A 19,431-nucleotide genomic window follows, 5' to 3' on the forward strand; every position below is an offset into this window, starting at 1 on the left:
TGCCCTCACTTTGAAGTCCGGCCTTATTTGAGGGCGGGCTTCGGACGAACGTGACAGTCACCGCACTAGTGAAGGGCGGGGCCAAACCAGATGTTCAAAAGTCCGATCCACAGGCTCATGGTCACGACCGCGCTCAAGGTGGTCAGGGTGATTGCATTGGCTGACATCGCGTGGCCCGTGCCGTAACGGTTGGCAAAGACATAGGCATTCACCCCGGTCGGGCATCCTGCGGCAAGGGTCGCGGCTGCGGTCCAGAAGGGTGGCAGATGGAACAGGAAAGCGGCCGCCAGAAACACGGTCAGCGGCATGATCAGGACTTTGATGACGCTGAGCAGCAGGCCCGGCAGCACATTGCCGCGCATGCCATATTTGACAAGGCTCATACCCAAGGACAACAGTGCAAGCGGCAGGGCAGTTGACCCGATCCGGCCCAGAACGTCATCGCCGAGGCTGGGAAGGCTCAGCCCGGTCTGCCGCCAGACAAAGGCGAGAAAGATCGTGATCACCAGCGGGTTGGAGACAATGCTGCGTCCCGCATCCCGTGCCAGCCGTCCAAGCGGCGGCTGGGCGCCGCCGCTATCCTGGGCCGCAGAGCGTTCCATTGCAAAGGCTGTGACCAGCGTCATGGTTGCCAGATGAATGGAAATGATCAGCAGTACGGGGGTCACGCCGCGGTCGCCGTAAACGGCGGAAATCACCGGAACCCCCACAAGCAGCAGGTTGGAATAGGACGATGAAATGCCCCCGATGGCCCCGGCCCGGGCCTCCCGTCCGAAGGCCTTGCGGATGATCACGGTGCCCAGCACCCAGGCGCAGGCCACCCCCAGAAAATAGCTGCCCCACAGGGCAAAGGGCAGTCCGGCGGACAGGTCCGCAGTGATCAGGGAGCGGAAGACCAGAATGGGCAGGGCGACGATAAAGACGAATTGGCCGAGCGCATCGCCGATCCCGTCGCCCAGGACCTTGAACCGGGCGAGGGCATAGCCGACCCCGATCAAAAGAAATACCGGAGCAACGATCGTGAGGGTTTGGAAAAGCATGCGGGCGGACCGGGTCCTGATGTGAGACGGGGAAAGACAAGGGCCGAAGGGCACCTGTGGTGGCGGCTGGGTGGGCCTTGGGCAGGCGCACCTTGCTGGCGGAAGACAATTTGCAGTTGGCAACTGCTTTTGGGGATTGGATGGCGCGCGGTCAAGCTTCAAGATAGAAGGCAGAAGGGTCAAGCTGTTTTTGCCGTTTACCGGGCAGAGCTTTTCGGCCCTTCTCCTGCGTCGGGTCCAGAAAGGAAGAGGGCGACATGGCAGAACGAGAGGACGAAAGCGTCAGGCTTGCGCTGCTGGCCCACGATCTCAGAACGCCGTTGACGGCCATGCGCCTGACGGCGGAACTGATTGGCAGCGAAGCCTTGAGTGAGGCGCAGGCCGATCATCTGGCCATTCTGGTCCGCTCCATCGACGCCCTGACCGGCATGACCGGCAAGCTGGTGCAGGTGGCCGATCCGGGCGGGACGCCGGAGGCGGCACCGGAGCAGATTTGCGACATCGTCAATGACTGTACCGGCCTGTTCCGGGTAGCGGCTGAAGCGAAACAACTGACGTTGGTGGTTGAGATTGCGAAGGCGGCACGGCCCCTTGTCACGGTCTCAGGGGCCGAGCTGCGCCGGATCATCACCACGCTTCTCGACAATTCCGTCAAATACACTGCGTCGGGGCACATTCTTGTTGAAGTGTCTGACGTGCCGCCAGAGGACGGCAAGGGGGCGGGGGCTGCCGACCCGGAACTGGTGCGGATTTCCGTGACCGATACCGGACCGGGGATCGATGCGGAGGAAGAAGCGGCGCTGTTCCAGCCTTTCGCGCGCGGACGGCAGGGCCTGTCCACCGGGCCGGGCACCGGGCTGGGGCTCTGGGGCGCTGAGCGGCAGGCGCGGGCGCTGGGCGGGGAGCTGAAACTGGTCCAGCCCGAGACCGGCGGTAGCCGGTTCGATGTTCTGGTGCCGATATCTGGAGACGGCGCAGGTATCCCAAAGGGCGCGGAGGCTCAAACCTTTGGGGGGGAGGGCGGTTCCGGATTTGAGCCAGGCAAGGGGCTTCAGGCCCATGTGCTGATTGTCGATGACAATGACATCAATTGCCGGCTCCTGGCCGCGCTGCTGGAATCCTTTGGCATGTCCTGTGAGATTGTGCGCTCCGGAGAAGAGGCGCTGGCGCATGCGCAGATCGACGGCTTTGATGTCATTCTGCTGGATCTCAATATGCCCGGTTTGAGCGGGCTGGAAACGGCGGAGGAGTTGCTTCGGCGCGTACCCGGCCGCCGTCTGCCGCTTGTGGCCGTCACCGCTTCGCTGGAAGCGGTCGGGGAACAGCGGCTGACGGATGCCGGGTTTCTGGACGTGGTCACCAAGCCCCTGTCACCGGCTGTGCTCTATCAGGCGCTGGAACGGATCTGTGCAGTGCGGCCGTGAAAGACACATGACCGCCTTTCCCTGATGCTGTTTATGGCGATAGGCTCACGGCCATTTCGATTGCCTGCTCCAGCCGGTCGTCCCCCCAGAACAGGGTGCCGTCTTCCAGCACGAAACTTGGGGCGCCAAAGATGCCGAGCTGTTCGGCTTCGGCGACGGCGGCTCTCAGACCGATTTTTGCTTCGGAGGTTTGGGCCGTTTCCAGCGCCTCCCGGGCCGGGGCGCCGGTTTCCAAAAGTAGATCTGCCATCAGGCTTTCGTTCGAAATATCAAGGCCTTGGCCAAATTGAGCCACATAGACCGCCCGGGAAAAGGCACCGACCCAGGGTCGCTGGCGGCCACTATGGGCAATCCGGGCGGCCATCAGGCTGTTCTGAGGGAAGGGGTCCGGCATGGAAAAGGGCAGGCCGTAGCGCTGGCACTGGCGTTCCAGGTCTTGCCACATGTAGCGGCCCTTGGCAGGCTGAAGGTTGAAGGGGGACGTGTCCCAACCCTGTTTCTTGAACAGGGGCCCAAGCAGGAACGGGCGCCAGAGAATGTCGATCTCCGCCTCCCGGGACAGGACTTCAAGACGCATGGCCGAGAGATAGCTGTAGGTGGAAGCGAATTCGTACCAGAAGTGCAGCACCGGGCGTCGCCCGGGCCGGATCGGCACGATTTTGGTGTCGTCGGAGGAAGGGGGCTGGTGGCTCATGGGCACCTTGTTATCCTGCGCAGCGCGCCGGCCTTGTCTGTCAGGGGATTGGATGATGACGGGGGATGGGGTAGATCATGCATTCCTGAACTGGTCTGAAATGAAGTGATGACACATTCCGATCCCCTCCAGAATAGACCGAAGTCCCGGGGCCGCAAGGCGGTTGACTGGTGTCTGGCCCATCCGATGCTTGCGGTTACGGGCTATATCTGCATCGTGTCCCTGTTTTTCCTGATTTTCCCGGGCGCTGATTTTTGGGCGAGCGGGCTGTTTTATTCTGAGAATTCCGGGTTCTGGGCGCAGAATGAGCCGTTCCTGCGGGAGGTCCGGCATCTGGGGCCGTTTCTCGTCAGGGTGATCGCGGTGACATGTGTCGCGGTTCTGGTGTTCAAGCTTCTTGTGCCGGGACGGCCGCCGCTGATGCCGCTCCGCCAGCCTTTGTTTCTGCTGACCACGCTCATTCTGGGGCCGGGCGTTCTTGTCAATGCCGTTTTGAAGGACAATTGGGGTCGGCCGCGGCCGCGCTATGTGGATACTTTCGGCGGAGATCTGCCCTACCAGCCGGTCTGGAAGATTACGGATTATTGCCAAAGCAACTGTTCCTTCGTGTCCGGAGAAGCATCGGCGGCCATTTGGCTGACGTCTCTGGCGCTGCTGGTTCCGGCAACGTGGCGCAAGGCGGCGTTGTGGTTTCTGGTGCCGCTGTGCCTGATCCTGTCGGCGAACCGCGTTGCATTTGGCGGGCATTTCTTCTCCGACACCCTGATTTCCTGGGGTGTGACCCTGCTCTTGATCCTGGCCGTCTACCATCTGTTTTACCAAAAGGTGCCACCGCTGGTGAGCGACCGGCAACTGGATGAATGGTTCACGGTCCGGGGGCGCCGGCTGCAGCGGTTCTTGCGCCGAATGGCTCATCGCGCCCGCAAGGCCCATGGCAAAGCGTTGAAGGCGCTTTCCGACCACTGACCAAGCCAAACACGCGTGAAGGGGCAGGTGTCTGATCAGGCCAGCCCTTCCGGATCACCCGGCGGGAGCTTCTTTCTGGGGCGTGTGCGTTTCAGGATCCGGGCAAAGCGCAAGGGCGACCGGTTTTCCACCCAGGTGATGACCTCGTTCAACGGCGGGGTGGAGCGCCGGCGCTTCCGCAAAAGCCGGGCAGCGCTTCGGCTGGTGCCGATGATCACGATCAGTCCGAGCGCCAGCAGGGGAACGCCGGTGGGAATGGGCAGCCAAACCGTCGCCAATCCAAGCAGAATGAGCATGGTGGCCAGCGACCACCAGAGGAGTTTCATTGCGTTGCCAAGCCTCTGGATCAACCGGTCGCATCTCAGTCCGGTTGATCGCCTGCAAAGAGTTTTTAAACTGGGCTTCAAGACCCCGGTCTTTCCACCCATAAGCAGGCTCCAAGACGGATTTATGAACCTGCCGGACCGATCCTGGAGCGTGCCATCGTCCTATGGAACCGAATCGTTTTGTCTTTTGTGCTGAAATTCCCGATTTCAGGCAGCGCGAGGCAAAGCCGATTGAAGGCCACTTGCTTTAGTCTCTGCGCAAGGTGTTGAGAAAGTTTTCACAGCCGGACCAGAGCAGCTGGTAGACATCTTCAAATCCGCCTGGGCCGCCATAATAGGGGTCCGGCACATCTTGTGCCGGAGTGTCGAGCAGCAGGCGGAGATCCGCCCCGGTGCCGGTGTCCAGGGCCTTCAGCGTTGCCAGATTGTTGCGGTCCATGGCCAGGATTGTGTCGAAATCGCCGAAATCGGTGGCAGCGATCTGCCGGGCCCGCTGGGTGGAAATGTCGATCCCGTGCTGAGCCGCCACCTGGATGGAACGGGGATCCGGTGGCTTGCCCACGTGCCAGGGGCCTGTGCCGGCGGAGTCTATGCTGAGCGCACCGGCAAGCCCGGCGGAACCGGCCTGAGCCCGAAAAATGCCTTCTGCCAGGGGGGAGCGGCAGATATTGCCAAGGCAGACAAACAGAATTCTCTGGGGCATTGTTTTCTCCTGGTCCTGGCTACGTTGCGGCAAAGGTGTTGTGTTTTCGCGGGAAAGGCAATGGCAGGGCGGCAGGCGCGCCTTCGCCCGTCGCCTTCGCCCGTCGCCTTCGCTCTGTCATCGCGATAGGATAGGTCTCTATCAATTGTGATTGATATGCGGCTGCGGTCGGCAACAGATTACAAAACGCAGCCCCCATTTTGAGGAGGACACCCATGGCCGAACGGCTGAAACCGGAAGAACGGGCAGCGGGGCTCTCAGCCTTGCCTGACTGGAAACTGTGCGACGGGCGGGAAGCAATTTTCAAGTCCTTCAGGTTCCGCGACTTCCGCGAAGCCTTCGCCTTCATGACCCAGGTGGCGCTGGTGGCGGAAAAGATGGACCATCATCCGGAATGGTCCAATGTCTACCGGACCGTTGACGTGACGCTCGCAACCCATGATGCCGGTGGCCTGAGCTGCCTGGATCTGGAACTGGCCCGGGAGATGAACCGGATCGCCGGTCAGGGCTGAGGCTTTCGCAGGGCGGGCGGCGTCAGCTGCCCTTGGCCAGTTCGAACCGGTGGCCAAAATCCGTGCGTTCTCCAGAGACCAATATGTGGCCGTTCTCCTGGCAGAAATGGGGGATGTCGATTTCTGCCATCGGATCTGTTGTCAGCACAACCAGCCGGTCCCCACCGGACAGGCTGGAAAGGGCTTTGCGGGTCTTGAGAACGGGAAGCGGGCATTTCAGGCCCTTCAGGTCCAGCACTGTTTCGCTCACGGGGTTGGCCTTCTGCATTCCTATTGGCTTATTGAAAACCGCGTTTCATCGGATTTGCCTTTCGCGGCTTGAAACCAGAGGTTTCAGCGCGCGGGGCGAAACGATTTGACACCGGATGACCGCGGCACGCTTCAAGTGCTGAAAAATATTCCAGAATGTGACGGATTCCAATTGTTTAAACTTGATAAAAGGGTCAAACTTCAAACGAAAATCAAAAGCCGCTTCCGTAGAGCGTGTTGCGCGTTCTTGCAAAGTTCTGTTTTGGAGGAGGTGATGACATCTGGGATGTTGAAAGTTCTGGTTGCAGGTGTCCTTGTTGGACTGGCCTGGCTGATACCAGCTTCTGCTGCCCCCAAGGAAATACGTATCATCGCCCAGAATTTTGCTCCGCTCCAATGGAACAATAACGGTGTGCCGGACGGCTATGTCACCCATTTCATCGAAGCTGCGGTCGCGGGAGTGAATGAGCACTACCCGGTGAGGGTCAGGTCTTTTGAGTTTCTGCCCTGGAAACGGGCCATGCTGCTGGCAGAAACCGAGCCGGATGTGATGTTCTTTTCCATCTCCAGAACGCCCGACCGGGAGGACCGGTTCCAGTGGCTGGGAGAGGTGTCCCCTTACGGGCAATATCTGTTTCAGCTGTCCTCCCGTCCCGGAATTCCGGTCGAAACCCTGACTGATTTATTGGATCTCGACGTCAAGATCGGTGTTCAGGACGGCAGCAACGTTCAGACCTATTTTGCCACCCTCGGCCTGGACGCAAAGGGACGGCTGATCCCGGTCATCAATTATCAGCAGGGCATCGAGATGCTCTATCATGGCCGGATCGATCTCCTGCCCCTCACCGGATTTCTGGCCCAGGCGTCTGCCTGCAGACAGGGGTATGATGGCCGCCGTCTGCAGCCGGTTGTGTTTATCGAGGCCCTGGCCAAGCCGCTTTGGGCGGTGTTCAGCAAAGGGACCGATCCGGTGCTGGTGGAGGCTTTCCGCTCCGAGATGGCCCGGTTGACGGAAAATGGTCTGAAGGGCGAGCTGACACAGCGTCATCGCAGTGCCTGGCTGGCCCAGGCCTGCCAATAGCCAACCCGCTAAGGTGACTTTTCCTGCCATGCATTTGGGAGTAACTGTTAAGCCTCTTCTGTTCAGGCAACTCACAGACCCCCGGAGCCCCCATGACTGATGCTCTCCCGATCTCCCCGCAGGATGTGCTCGATTTCTGGTGGCGGGCCGGAGCGGCCAAATGGTTTGCAGGGGACGAGACCTTCGATGCCGAATGCAGCAACGGTTTCCGCAGTGCTGTGCAGGAGGCCCGGGCCGGGGCGCTGGATGGCTGGGCAGAGACGGCGGATGGAGCCCTGGCGCTGATCCTTCTGCTTGATCAGATGACCCGCAATATTGACCGTGGCACGCCGGATGCCTTTTCGGCGGATGCCAAGGCGCTCGCCCTTGCTGAAGCGGCTCTGGAGCGCGGCTATGACCGGGCCTTTCCCCTGGATGTGCGCGTTTTTTTCTATCTGCCGTTCGAGCATTCGGAAAACATGGCCCATCAGGAGCGCGCGGTGGATTTGTGCCGGCAGCTGGGCAATACGGAGTTTTACCACTACGCCCTGATCCACATGGATGTGATCCGGCGGTTCGGCCGCTTTCCCCACCGCAACACCGTTCTCGGGCGCGTGTCGACGCCGGAGGAAACCGCTTACCTCCAGACGGGCGGGTTTTCTGCCTGACGGTGAGTGAGCCAGTCCATTCTGTGGCTTTTTCAGAAAATTGCGGCCGTTCAGATGGCCGAAATGGGGCGCTGCCTTTTTTCTGAGCGGTTGCCAGGCAAACGATATGCCCTATTTTTGGGCTTCTGCTTGTTTTTTGTCTATTTTTTATGCGTTTTCAAGTTTTGGGCACAGGCCGTCTCTCAGGCTTAACGCCGCTTTTTTTGGCTGCTTTTGAATAATAGTTTGAAATTATTACATTTTTCTCATGGCTCCTGCCATTTGGCACGGTCCTTGATTAACAAAGGGCGACGCCGCGCCGGTTTTCCAGGCCCAGGCGGTCTTGCGACCTGAAAAATCCCTTCCAGAGGGGACTCCATAACAACAGGCGCAATGCTGGCGCGGACGGCTGGCTTCTTCGAAGGGAAGGGGCGCAAAAAAGGGGAATGGTACGAGCAATGAAGATAGTGATGGCCATCATAAAGCCGTTCAAGCTCGACGAAGTGCGTGATGCCCTGACCGGCATCGGCATCCAGGGTCTGACGGTGACCGAAGTGAAAGGCTATGGCCGCCAGAAGGGGCACACCGAAATCTACCGCGGGACGGAATATGCGGTGAGCTTCCTGCCAAAGCTGAAAATCGAAGTCGCTGTCGACAGTTCTGCTGTCGAACAGGTTATCGAAGTCATCTCCGGTGCGGCCAAGACGGGTCAGATCGGAGACGGCAAGATTTTCGTTCACTCGATCGATCAGGCTGTGCGCATCCGCACGGGCGAAACAGACGCCGAAGCTCTGTGATTTAGGTAAGGAAACGTATCATGAAAAAACTAGTCGCAAAGAGCGCGGCGACACTTGCCCTGTTGAGCCTGTCGGCTCTTCCGGCCTTCGCTCAGGACACGGAAACTCCGGCTGTTGCTCCGGAAGTTGCTTATATCTTCAACACGCTGCTGTTCCTCATGGGCGGCTTTCTGGTCATGTTCATGGCCGCCGGATTTGCCATGCTGGAAGCAGGCCTTGTCCGGTCCAAGAACGTCTCCATGCAGTGCCTGAAGAACATTGTGCTCTACTCTGTGGCAGGCATCATGTTCTGGATCACCGGTTACAATCTGATGTACACCGGCGTTGACGGCGGCTTTATCGGCTCCTTCGGCCCGTATTCGTTCGATCCGGTTGGTGGCGACGCCCTCGATACCGGCTACTCGACCGCCTCCGACTGGTTCTTCCAGATGGTCTTTGTGGCGGCAACCGCTTCCATCGTGTCCGGCACCGTGGCCGAGCGTATCAAGCTGTGGCCGTTCCTGATCTTCACCGCGATCCTGACCGGTATCCTTTACCCGATTACCGGCTCCTGGCAGTGGGGTGCAGGCTGGCTCTCCGAAATGGGCTTCTCCGACTTTGCCGGTTCCACGATCGTTCACTCCGTTGGTGGCTGGGCGGCTTTGGCCGGTGCCATCATTCTTGGCGCCCGCAAAGGCAAATACGCCGCTGACGGCTCCGTGCATCCTTTCCCGGGATCTTCCATGCCGCTGGCAACCCTCGGCACGTTCATCCTGTGGCTCGGCTGGTTCGGCTTCAACGGGGCGTCCCAGCTTGCCATGGGCTCCATCGGTGACGTGACCGACGTCTCCCGCATCTTCGCCAACACCAACATGGCCGCTGCTGCCGGTGTTGTGGTTGCTGTCATCCTGACCCAGGTCCTTTACAAGAAGGTTGACGTCACGATGGCTCTGAACGGCGCGCTGGCCGGTCTGGTCTCCATCACGGCCGAGCCGCTTGCTCCGAGCATGTGGCAGACCCTCCTGATCGGTGGCGTTGGTGGTGCAATTGTCGTCTTCGCTGTGCCGATGCTCGACAAGCTGAAGATCGACGACGTTGTCGGCGCCATCCCGGTTCACCTTCTGGCCGGTATCTGGGGCACGCTCATTGTGCCGCTGTCCAACGATGGTGCGTCCTACGGCACGCAGATCATCGGGATTGTCTCCTACGGTGCCTTCACCTTCGTGGCCAGCGCCATTGTCTGGTTCGTCCTGAAGGTCACCATCGGAATCCGGGTTACCGAGGAAGAAGAAGCCCTCGGTCTGGACAAGGCCGAAGTCGGTGTCGAAGCCTATCCGGAATTCGGCACGGGCTCCCAGCGCCTCTGATCAAAGAGACGCGGAGAAAATCTCCCAGGCGGTCTTTTGGCTCAGACCGCAAACTGGAAACCCGGGGGCAACCCCGGGTTTTTTTTGCTTGCCGCAGGCTTGCCCCGAAAGAAGAGCAGCGCCACCCCAGCTGCCGCTCTCTCAAGAGAGGGCTGAGGCAGTTCCGAAAGGTGAGGGAGAGGGGCAGGTTTGTGAGACCGGTCTATCACCGCGCCTCAGGGTGTCTTCCCCGGTTCGAGCGGGGACCCACGCGCCTGTCCAAAGAGCATTCTCCATTTTGTGTCAAAAGCTCGTGTGAGCGGCATGTCCGGCCTTACGGCGTATCAGGACATGGGGACGCCACCCTAGCGGGCCAAGCCGGATCAAACCGCTAGAGCATCGTGCGATCAGTTTGCACCATTTGATGCTGAAAAGCAGATCATTCGGCAAGGCACCTTGCGCAGCGCGATCCGCCTCCTCAGCAGACAAAGCAGATCCGGTTAGATGGTGCAGACTTGTCGCACGATGCCCTAGCTCTGAACATGAGGGTCTTTATTTTCAAAAACGCGCGCAAGCGCCGTCTCTAGGGCTACGCGGTTTCCGTGTTCCCAAGAAGCAGTCCGGCCAGATTGCCGTGGCTGTCAACGACCTTGTGGGCGCCCGCGTCCAGAAGCTGCTGTTTGTGGGTGGCATGGCTGTGGGCGCCGCCGACAAACCCCCACACCGTCATGCCGGCCGCCAGTCCGGCCTTGACCCCGTTGGCGCTGTCCTCGATCACCAGCGTGGTGGCCGGATCCGCGCCGAGTTTGGCGGCGGCAAACAGGAACAGGTCCGGGGCGGGCTTGCCGTTTTCGACCTGCTCGCCGGAATAGATATGGGGCGCGAAATAGTCGTGCAACCCGGTGTGCTGAAGCTTGTGAATCAGCCGGTGCAGGCGGGAGGACGAGGCAACGGCCCTCGGTCCCCGGTGGACGTCCAGAAACTGCTTGATGCCGGCGATTTCGGACAGCTCGGTGTTGATCCGCTCAAGGGTCGCCCGATCGAGATCAGGGCCGAAACTGTCCGGCAGAGGCCCTTTGCCAAGGGCGGTGTAATCGGCTTCGATGGCTGCCCAGAAATCGGTACTGCCGAGCCCCTGGAACCGGTCCATATAATCGTCCAGGGCATAGGCCAGGCCGATCCTGGCCAGATGCTCCCGTTCCACTTCCACATAGATCTTTTCTGAATCCACCAGAACGCCGTCGCAATCGAACAGGATCGTCTCAAATACCATGCAGATAGTGCCTCCTTCACGTCTTTGGCGAAATCCAGGGCCGCTGTTTCCGTCCAAAACCGAATCCTAATGTGGTGGAATTTAAATACGCCTGATTTGCGCAGCGCGCGCCGTGGCGTATTTCATTTCCGAAAACCACACTAGAAACATAAGCTTTCTAGTTCCCCTCATGACTCTGAAGTTCGTTCTGAACGCGCTGGAAAATGAGACGCACTTCAGATTCGGGTGACTAGGGCGTGTACTCATAAACTGAAGGGTAGCGACGACAGGCGTCAAACGTCCAGATCAGCAACGCGGACAGGACCGTTCTACTTGACTTTGATCGGTTTGCGCATGGTGATAGATGTCGGTCGATCAAAACCGTCGTGTATGCTTTCTCCAGTCTTAACAAAACCAAGACGCCGAAAGGTCTCGTGATTTTCAATCAGCTCAATTCTAGTTTCCAACTCCAATCCTGATAAACCACGTGATCTTGCGCGCTGTTCAGCCAAATCAACCAAGCTCCTCGCAAGGCCCCGCCCCCTCATATCTTCTTGCACGGCAAGTTTGCCAATGTAGAGGTATTCACTCTTTACGCTAAGAAACACACAGGCGCTTGGTCGTTCGCCAATCGCCCAAATTTCCCCCTCGCTGCATTGATCCTGGATTTTTTCAACTGTCAAACGATGCATTGAAGATGGCGGGTTGATGCGCGGCTCCATAAAGGCAAAGGTGCGCTGTATCAATTCCAGAATGCTCGGAATTGAGGGGCAATCAGCAGTTACTCTGACGGGCAATAAGTCTTCCATTTTGGCTCCAACATCAAAAAATCAAAACGGCTTGGCCAATAGCTCTACCGCACAAGTCAAAAGTGTCAAGTTGGCTAGAATTAGTTACCTCGCGTTGCTGCCTTTGTTGATCTTGAGGCAAAGCAACCATTGAAATTCAGCATGTTGGCGTGATTCAAGCTCCAAAAGGAGTCTTGTAAATGAGATACGCCCTTTCCGATTTAGAATGGCAGTCGATCGCGCCAGTCCTTCCCCACAAATCGCGAGGTATCCCTCGGGTGAATGACCGGCGAGTCCTTAACGGCATATTCTGGGTTTTAAGGTCAGGAGCGCCTTGGCGCGACCTACCCGAACGCTACGGCCCTTACACCACTTGTTACAATCGCTTCGTACGATGGCTCGTGCGGGAGTTTGGGATTGTGTCCTCACCGCTATCTCTCAGCGGAGCGTTGCTGAGGTTCAAATGATAGACAGCACAATTGTCCATGCTCACCAACACGCGAGTTGCGTCGCGAACCATAAAGGGGAGGGCTTTGGTCGTTCGCGCGGAGGTTTAACTACCAAGATCCACGCCGTTGTCGACGCGCATGGATTACCAATAAATGTCGCAATTACTGGCGGACAGCAGCATGACAGTGTCGCGGCCTGTGCTATGCTCGAAGGCCTACCCAGCGGCGGTTTGGTTCTTGCAGACAAGGCTTACGATGCAGCTGAGATAAGAGCTTTTGTCAATTCACGTGGTGGCTGGGCGAACATCCCACCACGTCGGAACCGACGGGACCCAATCTGCTTCAGCCCGTATCTATACCGCCAAAGAAATCATGTTGAGAGGTTCTTTAATCGGATTAAGCATTTCAGGCGCATTGCTACGCGATACGAGAAGCGCGCTGACAACTTCCTAGCGTTCGTAAAGCTTGCTGCCATTCGGCTCTGGCTACGAGTTTATGAGTCCACAACCTAGTGTGAGCCGTCAAATAACCCTTTAACGACCTGTCTTTGAAAGAAGATGACAAGAAGGGACGGCGGGACAAGAGCGAGGATGGCAAGCATCATGCCGGGGAGGCTGGCCTGGCCGAAATACTGCATGCCACGCACCAGCGTGTAGGTCTCTTCCCGGGAGGTGACCATGACCGGCCACAGATACTGGTTCCAGCCATTCACGAAGAGGACCAGGAACAGGGCCGCTGCGGTCGGTGCTGACAGGGGCAGGAGAATATCCTTGAAGAATTTGAAAGGACCGGCGCCGTCCAGGCGGGCGGATTCCAGCAGCACATCCGGCACAGTTCTTAAAAACTGCCGGAAAAACAAGGTGCCCAGGCCGGAGGCCACCAGAGGAAGGATCAGCCCGGCCCGGGTGTTGACCAGGCCAAGCGCCGCCACAACGTCATAGGTCGGCAGGAAACGGGATTCCAGCGGCAGCATCAAGGTCAGCAGCAACAGGGCGAAGATCACGCTGGCGCCTTTCACCCGGAAATAGAGCAGCGCATAGGCGGTCAGCAGCGACAGCGCGGTTTTCAGTGCTGCAAATCCGGCACCGAGCACAAAGGAATTCCAGATCATGCCCGCAACTGTCACATCCCCGGAAAACCCGGCGCTGGACGCCAGAAACTGACCGTAATTGCCGAAAGCGGCCGCCCCCAGATCGAAACGCGGCTCCAGCGGGGTGCCGGGCGCTTGGGTGGTGGCGGCAAAGATCGCGTAGACCGGCAGGCACATCACAAGAGCACCGGTCATCAGAATCAGATGATCAATCACTTGCGCGGGCCATTTGGGGAAAGGCGGCATCAGAACGAAGTCCAGTTGGGTGTGGCAGCCTGGACGGGCATGTGCTCATCAGGCTTGCTGGTCGGGCGCGGGGCGGACGCGGTTGCCCCAAATCAAGGACCGACCATACCGGAAAGTATCGTCTTGTGAATGGGGTGGTGCCTGAAACCAGCCCTGACGATTTGTTTCCAACCCAGGTGCGTCCGGAGCGCTACAGAACCCATTCGGCCTTCATGCTTCTTTGATACTGATAGCGCAGCAGCCATTTGGGAAGAACTTTCAGCATTAGGTTCCGCCGTTTGAAGGCGCTGGTGCTTTGCGGAACGTACCATCTGGCGAGTTTGCGGCTGCGCGCCTGCAGGCTGTCGATGGCCGGGCGCATCTGCTGTTCATACAAAAGGACCGCGTCTTTGGGCGCATGGTCGCGCAATTTGTCGGCGAGGATCTTCGCGCCCGTCAGCGCCATACCCGCCCCTTGTCCGGACACAAGGCTCAACGCGTGCGCCGCGTCGCCCAGAAGCACGGCCTGGGAGGCTGACCAGGTGGGCAGAACGGTCATGGACAGGGTATCGACAACAAAGGTCTCACCGTCTGCTTCGGCCTTCGAAATCAGTCTGTTGATTAATGGATGCACACAGGAAAACGCCTCCTTCAGGTGCGCGGGGGCGTGCCTTGGGTCCAGTTTGCCGCTGTCCGGGCTGTTCCACACCAGAAGCGTGAGTGTGCGGGACGGCGTGATGCCATAGACCTCAGCCATATGGCCGGGCGCAATATAGGACTTCAAGATGGTCTGGCTGGCGTCCTCGTGCTGCGTTTCGAAAAGAGCGAATCGGTATCCCAGGCTTTCGGTTGCCATCGTCTGGCCGGGGAACATGAGGGTGCGCAGCCTTGAGCGCATGCCATCGGCCCCGATCAGAAGATCCGCTTCGGCAGCGCTGCCGTCCGACAAATGCACGGCGATCCTGTCTTCTGTCTCCTCAAAGGACATGACCGACGTTCCAAATTCGATGGGGCTGTTGTCTTCGACCAGGCCGGCCAGAACCTGGACGAGATCGGAACGCCGTATCATGACAAAAGGCATGTCACCGATGAGATCGGTGTGTTTCAACCGCAGGATTTCCTGGCCGTTTCGATCCAGGCAGATATTCTCGCACGCCTGCCGGGCGAAGGGCTGTAACTGCTCGAAAATGTTCATCTCCTCGAGGGCTTTGTAGCCGGGACCCGACAGGCCCATGAGATGGCCGCCAAAGCGCAGGGACGGTGCCTTTTCCAGAAGGCGGACAGACCAGCCGTTGCGTGTCAGCCAGAAGGCCGCGGCCAGTCCGGCTACACCGGCTCCGGCAATCACTGCGTTACGTCGTTTCATCTTGAAAGGCCTTTTTGAGCAAATCGCGGTTCACAGGATTTATCTTTCGCTGCCTGACGTCAGAGAGACCGAGGGTGAAAGACGATACGGTTTGGATCCTCAGGTCTCCTGCACGCACTCGTCTGAGCGGATGCGGTTAAGAAGAAGAGGAAGGGTGACCAGGGCCAGGAGGCTTGCGGCGGCTGCCAGGGCGAAACTGGCCGGGTAACCGGCCGCCTGGGCAATCTGTGCTGCGGTCACGCCCAAGACGGCTGCCGTGAGGGCGCCGGCCGACTGGAAGAGGGAAAAGTCCACCCCGGCTTGTTTCAACGACGCCAGATCCATTGTGACTGAATAAACGGACACAAAGCCAAAGGCGCTGATCACCATGCTTAAGAGCATGAGCCCCGCCACAAGCAGAAGCGGGGCGTCCCCAAATGCCGCCGCAGCCAGAATCAGCAGGGTCGCAGTTTGCAAAGTGACTGCTGTTTTCACGGCGGCCGGTGCACCGAATCTTGCAACGGTTATCCCGCCCAGGAGGGTCCCGAAGAGGCCTGCTGCGGCTCCTCCGGCGCCATTGAGCACCCCAATCCACGCCAGGGGGGCTCCCTTGTCGACCAGGTAAAGGCTCATCAAGGGCATGACGAGGCGGATGCCAAGCTCAAACAGAATGCTGATCAGGAGGCCCAGGCGGACCTTTGAATTGCGCAACGCGGTTCGTAGGCTGGGCCGCTCTGAAGGTGTCTCTTTTGAGGGGGCTGCGGCCCTCTCTGGCGGGGTCAACAGAAAGAGCAGCGTTCCGAGGGTCACGACAAGACATAAGGCCAGGGTGGCCACGGTCCAGCCGGTTTGGGCCACGAGAACGAGAAACAGGCCGCTGCCCAGAACGAAGCCGGTATAGCCGCCTCCGACCTGTGCGATGTTGCCCAGAGCGCGCAGGCGGCCTGGGAAATTCTCGATTGTATAGGCGTCACAGGCGATGTCCGTGCAGGTGGAGGCGAGCGCCATCACCGTCAGCGCTGCCGCCAGAACAAAAACGGCGTTCAGCTCTGACAGGGCCGCCACCGCCATTGCGGCAATGGCCGCAGCCTGACACCAGAGGATAACCACCCGGGTTCTTCTGGCCCGCTGAGAGGGCTGGCGGATGCGTTCCACCACAGGCGCCCAAAGAAACTTCAGACCCCATGGCAGCATGAGCAGCGACACCAGGCCGATCAGGCCAAGCGAAACACCCTCTGCTCTGAGCACCGAAGGCAGCCCCACAAAGGTGAACCCGCCGATCAGGCTCTGGACAGTATAGATACCGGCAATCGCCGGAAAGGTTCTGGCGAGCGGGGCAGCCGGTTGCGTGAGCTGAGACATGTTCAGGGGCCTCGCTTCAGAAGGTCATGTTCAAAGACAGACCGAAGGTTCTTCCCTGGGAAACCGTCGAGCGGATGTCTCCGCTTCCAAAGTCAAAGCTGGAGGTTCTATAGAGCTCGTCGGCGATGTTTTCGACAAACAGGCTGGCGGAAATCTGGTTTTCCAGGGCCACATCAAGTCCGGCGTTAAAGGTCGTGACAGCGTCTTGCGACAAGGTGTTTGCCTCGTCGAAATACTGTTTGCCGGTGAAATTGGCACTGCCATAGACAGACATGTCGCCGTCAAACCATTGCTGGTCCAGAAAATACCGGATCTCCGCGCGTCCGGTTACGTCCGGTGCGTAGGGCAGATGATTGTCATCATAGGTTTCGCCGGTGAGCGGATCCGTGAAATCGGTGAAGATCGACCGTCCCGCATTCAAGGTCCCGCTGAGCTGGAGGCTGGTCACCGGACGCCACAGGGCGCTCAGTTCCACGCCTGTACTGGTGGCTTCCCCCGCATTCTGGATGACCTGGGAGCCAACCGGGCCCACATAGATCTGTTTGTCGGTGGAGATGATGTGATAGGCAGCCGCCGAGAAGGTTACGGCGTCCTGAAAGAGACTTCCCCTGGCGCCAATTTCAAAGTTCCAGGCGGTTTCTGGATCATAGGAGGCGCTGTCCGCGCTTGACGAGACCGCATGGTTGAATCCGCCCGGCTTGTATCCGCGCGAGGCAAGGCCATAGAAATGAAGGCTTTCTGTTGCGGAATAGCCAAGTGAAATCTTTGGTTCGAAACCGACAAAACTGTCTGAGTTTGTGAACGCGAAGCCATAGCCGTTGCTGTAGATATCGGCCCGGTCAAAATCGATGGAGGACCGGTCATAGGACAGCCGGCCACCGGCCGTGACATCAAATTTGGGTGCAAATTGCCAGCTTGCCTCGGCGAACCCGGCCAGGCTGTCGGTTTCAACAACATTTGCAGACGGGCCGTAAAAGCCGGAATAGCCGTCTTCATCAACGCGCTTGAAACGGTCGTGCTGATAGAAGGCCCCCGCCAGCCAGGTGACGGCCCCACCGGCATCATAGGCGGCGCGGATCTCCTGAGACAGGGCAAGATCCGTTTCCGTGAAGGGCAGTACAATGCCACCGCTGACAAGGTCGCGTTCCGACTTTACATCCTGCACCGTCGATATGCCGGTGACCGTGATATCGGACAGGTGCCAGTTCCACTTCGCCGCGCCTGTTGCTGTTGTCCGTTTCAACAGGGGATAGGGGCCATAGCGCGACTGATCATAGGTCCGCGTATCGAACGAGCCATCCGGCAGGTAGAATTCCTCGCGTGTGTAAAGGCGTTCAAACGAGCCGGAAAGGTCTGCATCGAAAGCGCTGCCAAGGGGCCGGTAGCGGAGCTGACCGCGGACCAGCACATCACTGGACCCGTTGATATTGCTTTCGCCGGTCGAAATGTTGTCCAGTTCGCCCTGATAGAGGTCCCCTGCAACAGACGCGTCAAGAAACAGGGTGTCCGGCACAACAGGCAAGGTTGCTGCACTGTGACCAAGCACCTTGTTGTTGGTGATTGTCACGCCGGTGCTGAGGCGCTGCCGGTCTGGCGACCTGGTCACAATATTGATGACCCCGGCGAGTGCGTTGCGCCCGTAAAGTGTTCCCTGCGGCCCTTTCAGGAACTCGACCCGCTCAATATCGGCAAGCGGTTGCGCAATGGCAGATGGCTGCTGGGGAATGCCGTCAATATAGACCTGTACGGCGGGGCTGTAATAGTCCGGTGAACTGATGCCCCGGACGGTGAAATTCGCAAAGGCCCGGTTACCCCGAGTGCGGATCACCAGTCCGGGAAACACCTTTTCCAGATCCCCAACGGTCTGGACATTTGCGGCCCGCAAGTCGTCTCCTGTCTTGACTGCAATGGCGCCGTCAAACGTCTGGATGTCTTCCTCGATTTTGCTGGCGGTCACTGTGATGGTTTCAAGAAGAATGCTCTCTTCCGCCGCAGCTGGACCGGCGCAGGCAAGGGTCAGGCCACAGCCCGCGACTGATGACATGAGACCCCGAAATATTAGTTTACTGGCCACGTTGACCGTCCCCGTGCTTAAACTTGACTATATTACTCATGTATAATAGGTGGCGGGGGCGTACTAACATGATCGGGGCCGGAATTGACGGAATCGGAACTATTTGTTGACCCGGCCGGGGCACCGTTGGGCGGCGCAGGGGCTGTGACGCCCAAAAAGTGGCTGCAGAGCTTTTCCAGTGACCTGGAACATCTGGGCTGGGAAGAGGGCTGTCAGCTCGACGTCATGGAGGACGGAACGCTGCTGTCGAGTTTCAAGATTGACCCGGCAGAGACCCAGTACCTGGACGTGCAGGGCCCTCCAACCTTTTCGCTTGCCCTTTGCTTTTCGGGCCGGGGGGAGTTCGCTGTGGCCGGTGGAACGCCCATGCGTGTGGAAACCGGGGCGGCTTTGCTGTTTCACAGCTCCACGCAGACCTCTGGCAAGAATGTGGTTTTCCCGGACGGTCCGTTCGAGATTGTCGACATCCGGTATAGCACTGCATTCTTGTCACGGATTGGCGGCATGCCGCTCAACCGGCTGGCCCATGATCTGGTGACCGACTATAGCGGCCCGCAAGAAAACGCAGTCTTTTTCGGCTTTCAGGCGCCGCCGTTGCTGCTGCAGGAGGCGCGCAAGATCGCGGCCTGCCCGTATCCGCCGGGTGCGGTCCGAACCCTTTATCTCTATGGCGCCGCCCTGCAGTGTCTTGCGCTCACCTTTGAATTCATGGCGCAGCCCTATGGCCAGACGGCGGCCTTGTCGCACGGGGACCAGCGGCGGATCATGCAGGCCATCCATCTTCTGGAAACCGACTTTCAGAACGCTTGGACAATTGCCAAACTGTCGGATACCGTCGGGTTGTCTGCAAAGAAACTGAAGTCAGGTTTCCGGGCCAAGATTGGCAAGACCGTGGGCAGCCATTTGCGGGATGTGCGCCTGGACTGCGCCGAAAAGATGCTTCTGGACGGCAAAAGCGTCACTGAAACCGCATTTGCCTGCGGTTTCAACAATCTCAGCCACTTTGCAAAGCTCTTCAAAGCGCATAAGGGGCTTCTGCCCAGTCATGTCTGCAAAACCTGCTGACCGTCATCCTTCAAGGGGCCTTCGATCTGCAGCGCCTT

Annotated in this window: 20 protein-coding genes; 9 read left to right on the forward strand and 11 right to left on the reverse strand. The window is 58.9% G+C overall.

Features of this window, described 5'->3' with window-relative positions; translation table 11 throughout:
- Window positions 1–65: 65 nt before the first annotated feature.
- On the reverse strand, window positions 66–1,040 hold the full coding sequence (locus tag ACXAIC_RS08880) for an AEC family transporter (protein WP_475176073.1): 975 nt from the start codon (window positions 1,038–1,040) through the stop codon (window positions 66–68).
- 257 nt (window positions 1,041–1,297) lie between these two features.
- On the opposite strand from ACXAIC_RS08880, the gene ACXAIC_RS08885 reads away from it, so the two are divergent.
- Window positions 1,298–2,464, forward strand: a complete 1,167-nt coding sequence (locus tag ACXAIC_RS08885) for an ATP-binding response regulator (RefSeq protein WP_475176078.1) — start codon at window positions 1,298–1,300, stop codon at window positions 2,462–2,464.
- A 31-nt stretch (window positions 2,465–2,495) separates the two neighbouring features.
- Here the strand turns inward: ACXAIC_RS08885 and ACXAIC_RS08890 are convergent, their stop codons facing one another.
- The gene (locus ACXAIC_RS08890) at window positions 2,496–3,158 is read right to left on the reverse strand and encodes a DsbA family protein (protein ID WP_475176082.1); all 663 of its coding nucleotides are present in this window, start codon (window positions 3,156–3,158) and stop codon (window positions 2,496–2,498) included.
- Window positions 3,159–3,266: 108 nt separating this feature from the next.
- Between ACXAIC_RS08890 and ACXAIC_RS08895 the strand changes: the two genes are divergently transcribed.
- The gene (locus tag ACXAIC_RS08895; RefSeq protein WP_475176087.1) at window positions 3,267–4,124 is read left to right on the forward strand and encodes a phosphatase PAP2 family protein; all 858 of its coding nucleotides are present in this window, start codon (window positions 3,267–3,269) and stop codon (window positions 4,122–4,124) included.
- A 35-nt stretch (window positions 4,125–4,159) separates the two neighbouring features.
- Here ACXAIC_RS08895 and ACXAIC_RS08900 read toward each other — a convergent pair whose 3' ends face one another.
- Window positions 4,160–4,450, reverse strand: coding sequence for a hypothetical protein (locus tag ACXAIC_RS08900; protein ID WP_475176091.1), 291 nt, complete (start codon window positions 4,448–4,450; stop codon window positions 4,160–4,162).
- Between the two features lie 247 nt (window positions 4,451–4,697).
- Window positions 4,698–5,153: a low molecular weight protein-tyrosine-phosphatase gene (locus ACXAIC_RS08905; protein WP_475176096.1), complete on the reverse strand. Its 456-nt coding sequence runs from the start codon at window positions 5,151–5,153 to the stop codon at window positions 4,698–4,700.
- A 215-nt stretch (window positions 5,154–5,368) separates the two neighbouring features.
- Between ACXAIC_RS08905 and ACXAIC_RS08910 the strand changes: the two genes are divergently transcribed.
- Window positions 5,369–5,665, forward strand: coding sequence for a 4a-hydroxytetrahydrobiopterin dehydratase (locus tag ACXAIC_RS08910; RefSeq protein ID WP_475176102.1), 297 nt, complete (start codon window positions 5,369–5,371; stop codon window positions 5,663–5,665).
- A gap of 22 nt (window positions 5,666–5,687) precedes the next feature.
- Here the strand turns inward: ACXAIC_RS08910 and ACXAIC_RS08915 are convergent, their stop codons facing one another.
- Complete coding sequence (locus ACXAIC_RS08915; RefSeq protein WP_475176104.1) at window positions 5,688–5,915, reverse strand: sulfurtransferase TusA family protein; 228 nt, start codon at window positions 5,913–5,915, stop codon at window positions 5,688–5,690.
- Between the two features lie 273 nt (window positions 5,916–6,188).
- Here ACXAIC_RS08915 and ACXAIC_RS08920 point away from each other — a divergent pair, with 273 nt between their 5' ends.
- From ACXAIC_RS08920 to ACXAIC_RS08935, 4 genes are all read left to right on the forward strand, one after another.
- The gene (locus ACXAIC_RS08920; RefSeq protein ID WP_475176108.1) at window positions 6,189–6,995 is read left to right on the forward strand and encodes a substrate-binding periplasmic protein; all 807 of its coding nucleotides are present in this window, start codon (window positions 6,189–6,191) and stop codon (window positions 6,993–6,995) included.
- A gap of 92 nt (window positions 6,996–7,087) precedes the next feature.
- Window positions 7,088–7,642, forward strand: coding sequence for a DUF924 family protein (locus ACXAIC_RS08925; protein WP_475176112.1), 555 nt, complete (start codon window positions 7,088–7,090; stop codon window positions 7,640–7,642).
- Window positions 7,643–8,067: 425 nt separating this feature from the next.
- Window positions 8,068–8,418, forward strand: coding sequence for a P-II family nitrogen regulator (locus ACXAIC_RS08930; RefSeq protein ID WP_475176117.1), 351 nt, complete (start codon window positions 8,068–8,070; stop codon window positions 8,416–8,418).
- Window positions 8,419–8,438: 20 nt separating this feature from the next.
- Window positions 8,439–9,764 (forward strand): ammonium transporter, encoded by a 1,326-nt coding sequence (locus tag ACXAIC_RS08935; protein WP_475176122.1) that lies wholly within the window; start codon window positions 8,439–8,441, stop codon window positions 9,762–9,764.
- A gap of 568 nt (window positions 9,765–10,332) precedes the next feature.
- Here the strand turns inward: ACXAIC_RS08935 and ACXAIC_RS08940 are convergent.
- Window positions 10,333–11,016, reverse strand: coding sequence for an HAD family hydrolase (locus tag ACXAIC_RS08940; protein ID WP_475176124.1), 684 nt, complete (start codon window positions 11,014–11,016; stop codon window positions 10,333–10,335).
- Between the two features lie 308 nt (window positions 11,017–11,324).
- Window positions 11,325–11,804, reverse strand: coding sequence for a GNAT family N-acetyltransferase (locus tag ACXAIC_RS08945; RefSeq protein WP_475176128.1), 480 nt, complete (start codon window positions 11,802–11,804; stop codon window positions 11,325–11,327).
- A gap of 179 nt (window positions 11,805–11,983) precedes the next feature.
- On the opposite strand from ACXAIC_RS08945, the gene ACXAIC_RS08950 reads away from it, so the two are divergent.
- Window positions 11,984–12,744, forward strand: a protein-coding gene (locus ACXAIC_RS08950; protein WP_475176129.1) for an IS5 family transposase whose coding sequence is annotated in 2 segments (ribosomal slippage) — window positions 11,984–12,182 and window positions 12,182–12,744 — 762 coding nt in all. Because the reading frame shifts where the segments join, the coding sequence is not laid out codon by codon here.
- Here the strand turns inward: ACXAIC_RS08950 and ACXAIC_RS08955 are convergent.
- From ACXAIC_RS08955 to ACXAIC_RS08970, 4 genes are all read right to left on the reverse strand, one after another.
- A complete protein-coding gene (locus tag ACXAIC_RS08955; protein ID WP_475176133.1) occupies window positions 12,741–13,538 on the reverse strand; it encodes a carbohydrate ABC transporter permease in 798 nt (265 codons plus the stop codon). The two genes, ACXAIC_RS08950 and ACXAIC_RS08955, sit on opposite strands and share 4 nt — an antisense overlap.
- A gap of 220 nt (window positions 13,539–13,758) precedes the next feature.
- Entirely contained in the window at window positions 13,759–14,913 is a 1,155-nt protein-coding gene (locus tag ACXAIC_RS08960; protein WP_475176137.1) for an FAD-dependent monooxygenase, read from the reverse strand.
- A gap of 99 nt (window positions 14,914–15,012) precedes the next feature.
- On the reverse strand, window positions 15,013–16,254 hold the full coding sequence (locus ACXAIC_RS08965) for an MFS transporter (RefSeq protein ID WP_475176141.1): 1,242 nt from the start codon (window positions 16,252–16,254) through the stop codon (window positions 15,013–15,015).
- A gap of 16 nt (window positions 16,255–16,270) precedes the next feature.
- Entirely contained in the window at window positions 16,271–18,298 is a 2,028-nt protein-coding gene (locus ACXAIC_RS08970; RefSeq protein ID WP_475176144.1) for a TonB-dependent receptor, read from the reverse strand.
- 174 nt (window positions 18,299–18,472) lie between these two features.
- On the opposite strand from ACXAIC_RS08970, the gene ACXAIC_RS08975 reads away from it, so the two are divergent.
- On the forward strand, window positions 18,473–19,393 hold the full coding sequence (locus tag ACXAIC_RS08975; RefSeq protein ID WP_475176148.1) for a helix-turn-helix transcriptional regulator: 921 nt from the start codon (window positions 18,473–18,475) through the stop codon (window positions 19,391–19,393).
- Window positions 19,394–19,431: the final 38 nt, after the last annotated feature.

Source organism: Roseibium sp. AWQ4_254 (genome assembly GCF_056161025.1).

What these genes read in the sequence shown, in the direction of transcription:
- ACXAIC_RS08880 (WP_475176073.1), bottom strand. Translation starts at nt 1,040, where the DNA reads ATGCTTTTCCAAACCCTCACGATCGTTGCTCCGGTATTTCTTTTGATC.
- ACXAIC_RS08885 (WP_475176078.1), top strand. Translation starts at nt 1,298, where the DNA reads ATGGCAGAACGAGAGGACGAAAGCGTCAGGCTTGCGCTGCTGGCCCAC.
- ACXAIC_RS08890 (WP_475176082.1), bottom strand. Translation starts at nt 3,158, where the DNA reads ATGAGCCACCAGCCCCCTTCCTCCGACGACACCAAAATCGTGCCGATC.
- ACXAIC_RS08895 (WP_475176087.1), top strand. Translation starts at nt 3,267, where the DNA reads ATGACACATTCCGATCCCCTCCAGAATAGACCGAAGTCCCGGGGCCGC.
- ACXAIC_RS08900 (WP_475176091.1), bottom strand. Translation starts at nt 4,450, where the DNA reads ATGAAACTCCTCTGGTGGTCGCTGGCCACCATGCTCATTCTGCTTGGA.
- ACXAIC_RS08905 (WP_475176096.1), bottom strand. Translation starts at nt 5,153, where the DNA reads ATGCCCCAGAGAATTCTGTTTGTCTGCCTTGGCAATATCTGCCGCTCC.
- ACXAIC_RS08910 (WP_475176102.1), top strand. Translation starts at nt 5,369, where the DNA reads ATGGCCGAACGGCTGAAACCGGAAGAACGGGCAGCGGGGCTCTCAGCC.
- ACXAIC_RS08920 (WP_475176108.1), top strand. Translation starts at nt 6,189, where the DNA reads ATGACATCTGGGATGTTGAAAGTTCTGGTTGCAGGTGTCCTTGTTGGA.
- ACXAIC_RS08925 (WP_475176112.1), top strand. Translation starts at nt 7,088, where the DNA reads ATGACTGATGCTCTCCCGATCTCCCCGCAGGATGTGCTCGATTTCTGG.
- ACXAIC_RS08930 (WP_475176117.1), top strand. Translation starts at nt 8,068, where the DNA reads ATGGTACGAGCAATGAAGATAGTGATGGCCATCATAAAGCCGTTCAAG.
- ACXAIC_RS08935 (WP_475176122.1), top strand. Translation starts at nt 8,439, where the DNA reads ATGAAAAAACTAGTCGCAAAGAGCGCGGCGACACTTGCCCTGTTGAGC.
- ACXAIC_RS08940 (WP_475176124.1), bottom strand. Translation starts at nt 11,016, where the DNA reads ATGGTATTTGAGACGATCCTGTTCGATTGCGACGGCGTTCTGGTGGAT.
- ACXAIC_RS08945 (WP_475176128.1), bottom strand. Translation starts at nt 11,804, where the DNA reads ATGGAAGACTTATTGCCCGTCAGAGTAACTGCTGATTGCCCCTCAATT.
- ACXAIC_RS08960 (WP_475176137.1), bottom strand. Translation starts at nt 14,913, where the DNA reads ATGAAACGACGTAACGCAGTGATTGCCGGAGCCGGTGTAGCCGGACTG.
- ACXAIC_RS08965 (WP_475176141.1), bottom strand. Translation starts at nt 16,254, where the DNA reads ATGTCTCAGCTCACGCAACCGGCTGCCCCGCTCGCCAGAACCTTTCCG.
- ACXAIC_RS08970 (WP_475176144.1), bottom strand. Translation starts at nt 18,298, where the DNA reads ATGTCATCAGTCGCGGGCTGTGGCCTGACCCTTGCCTGCGCCGGTCCA.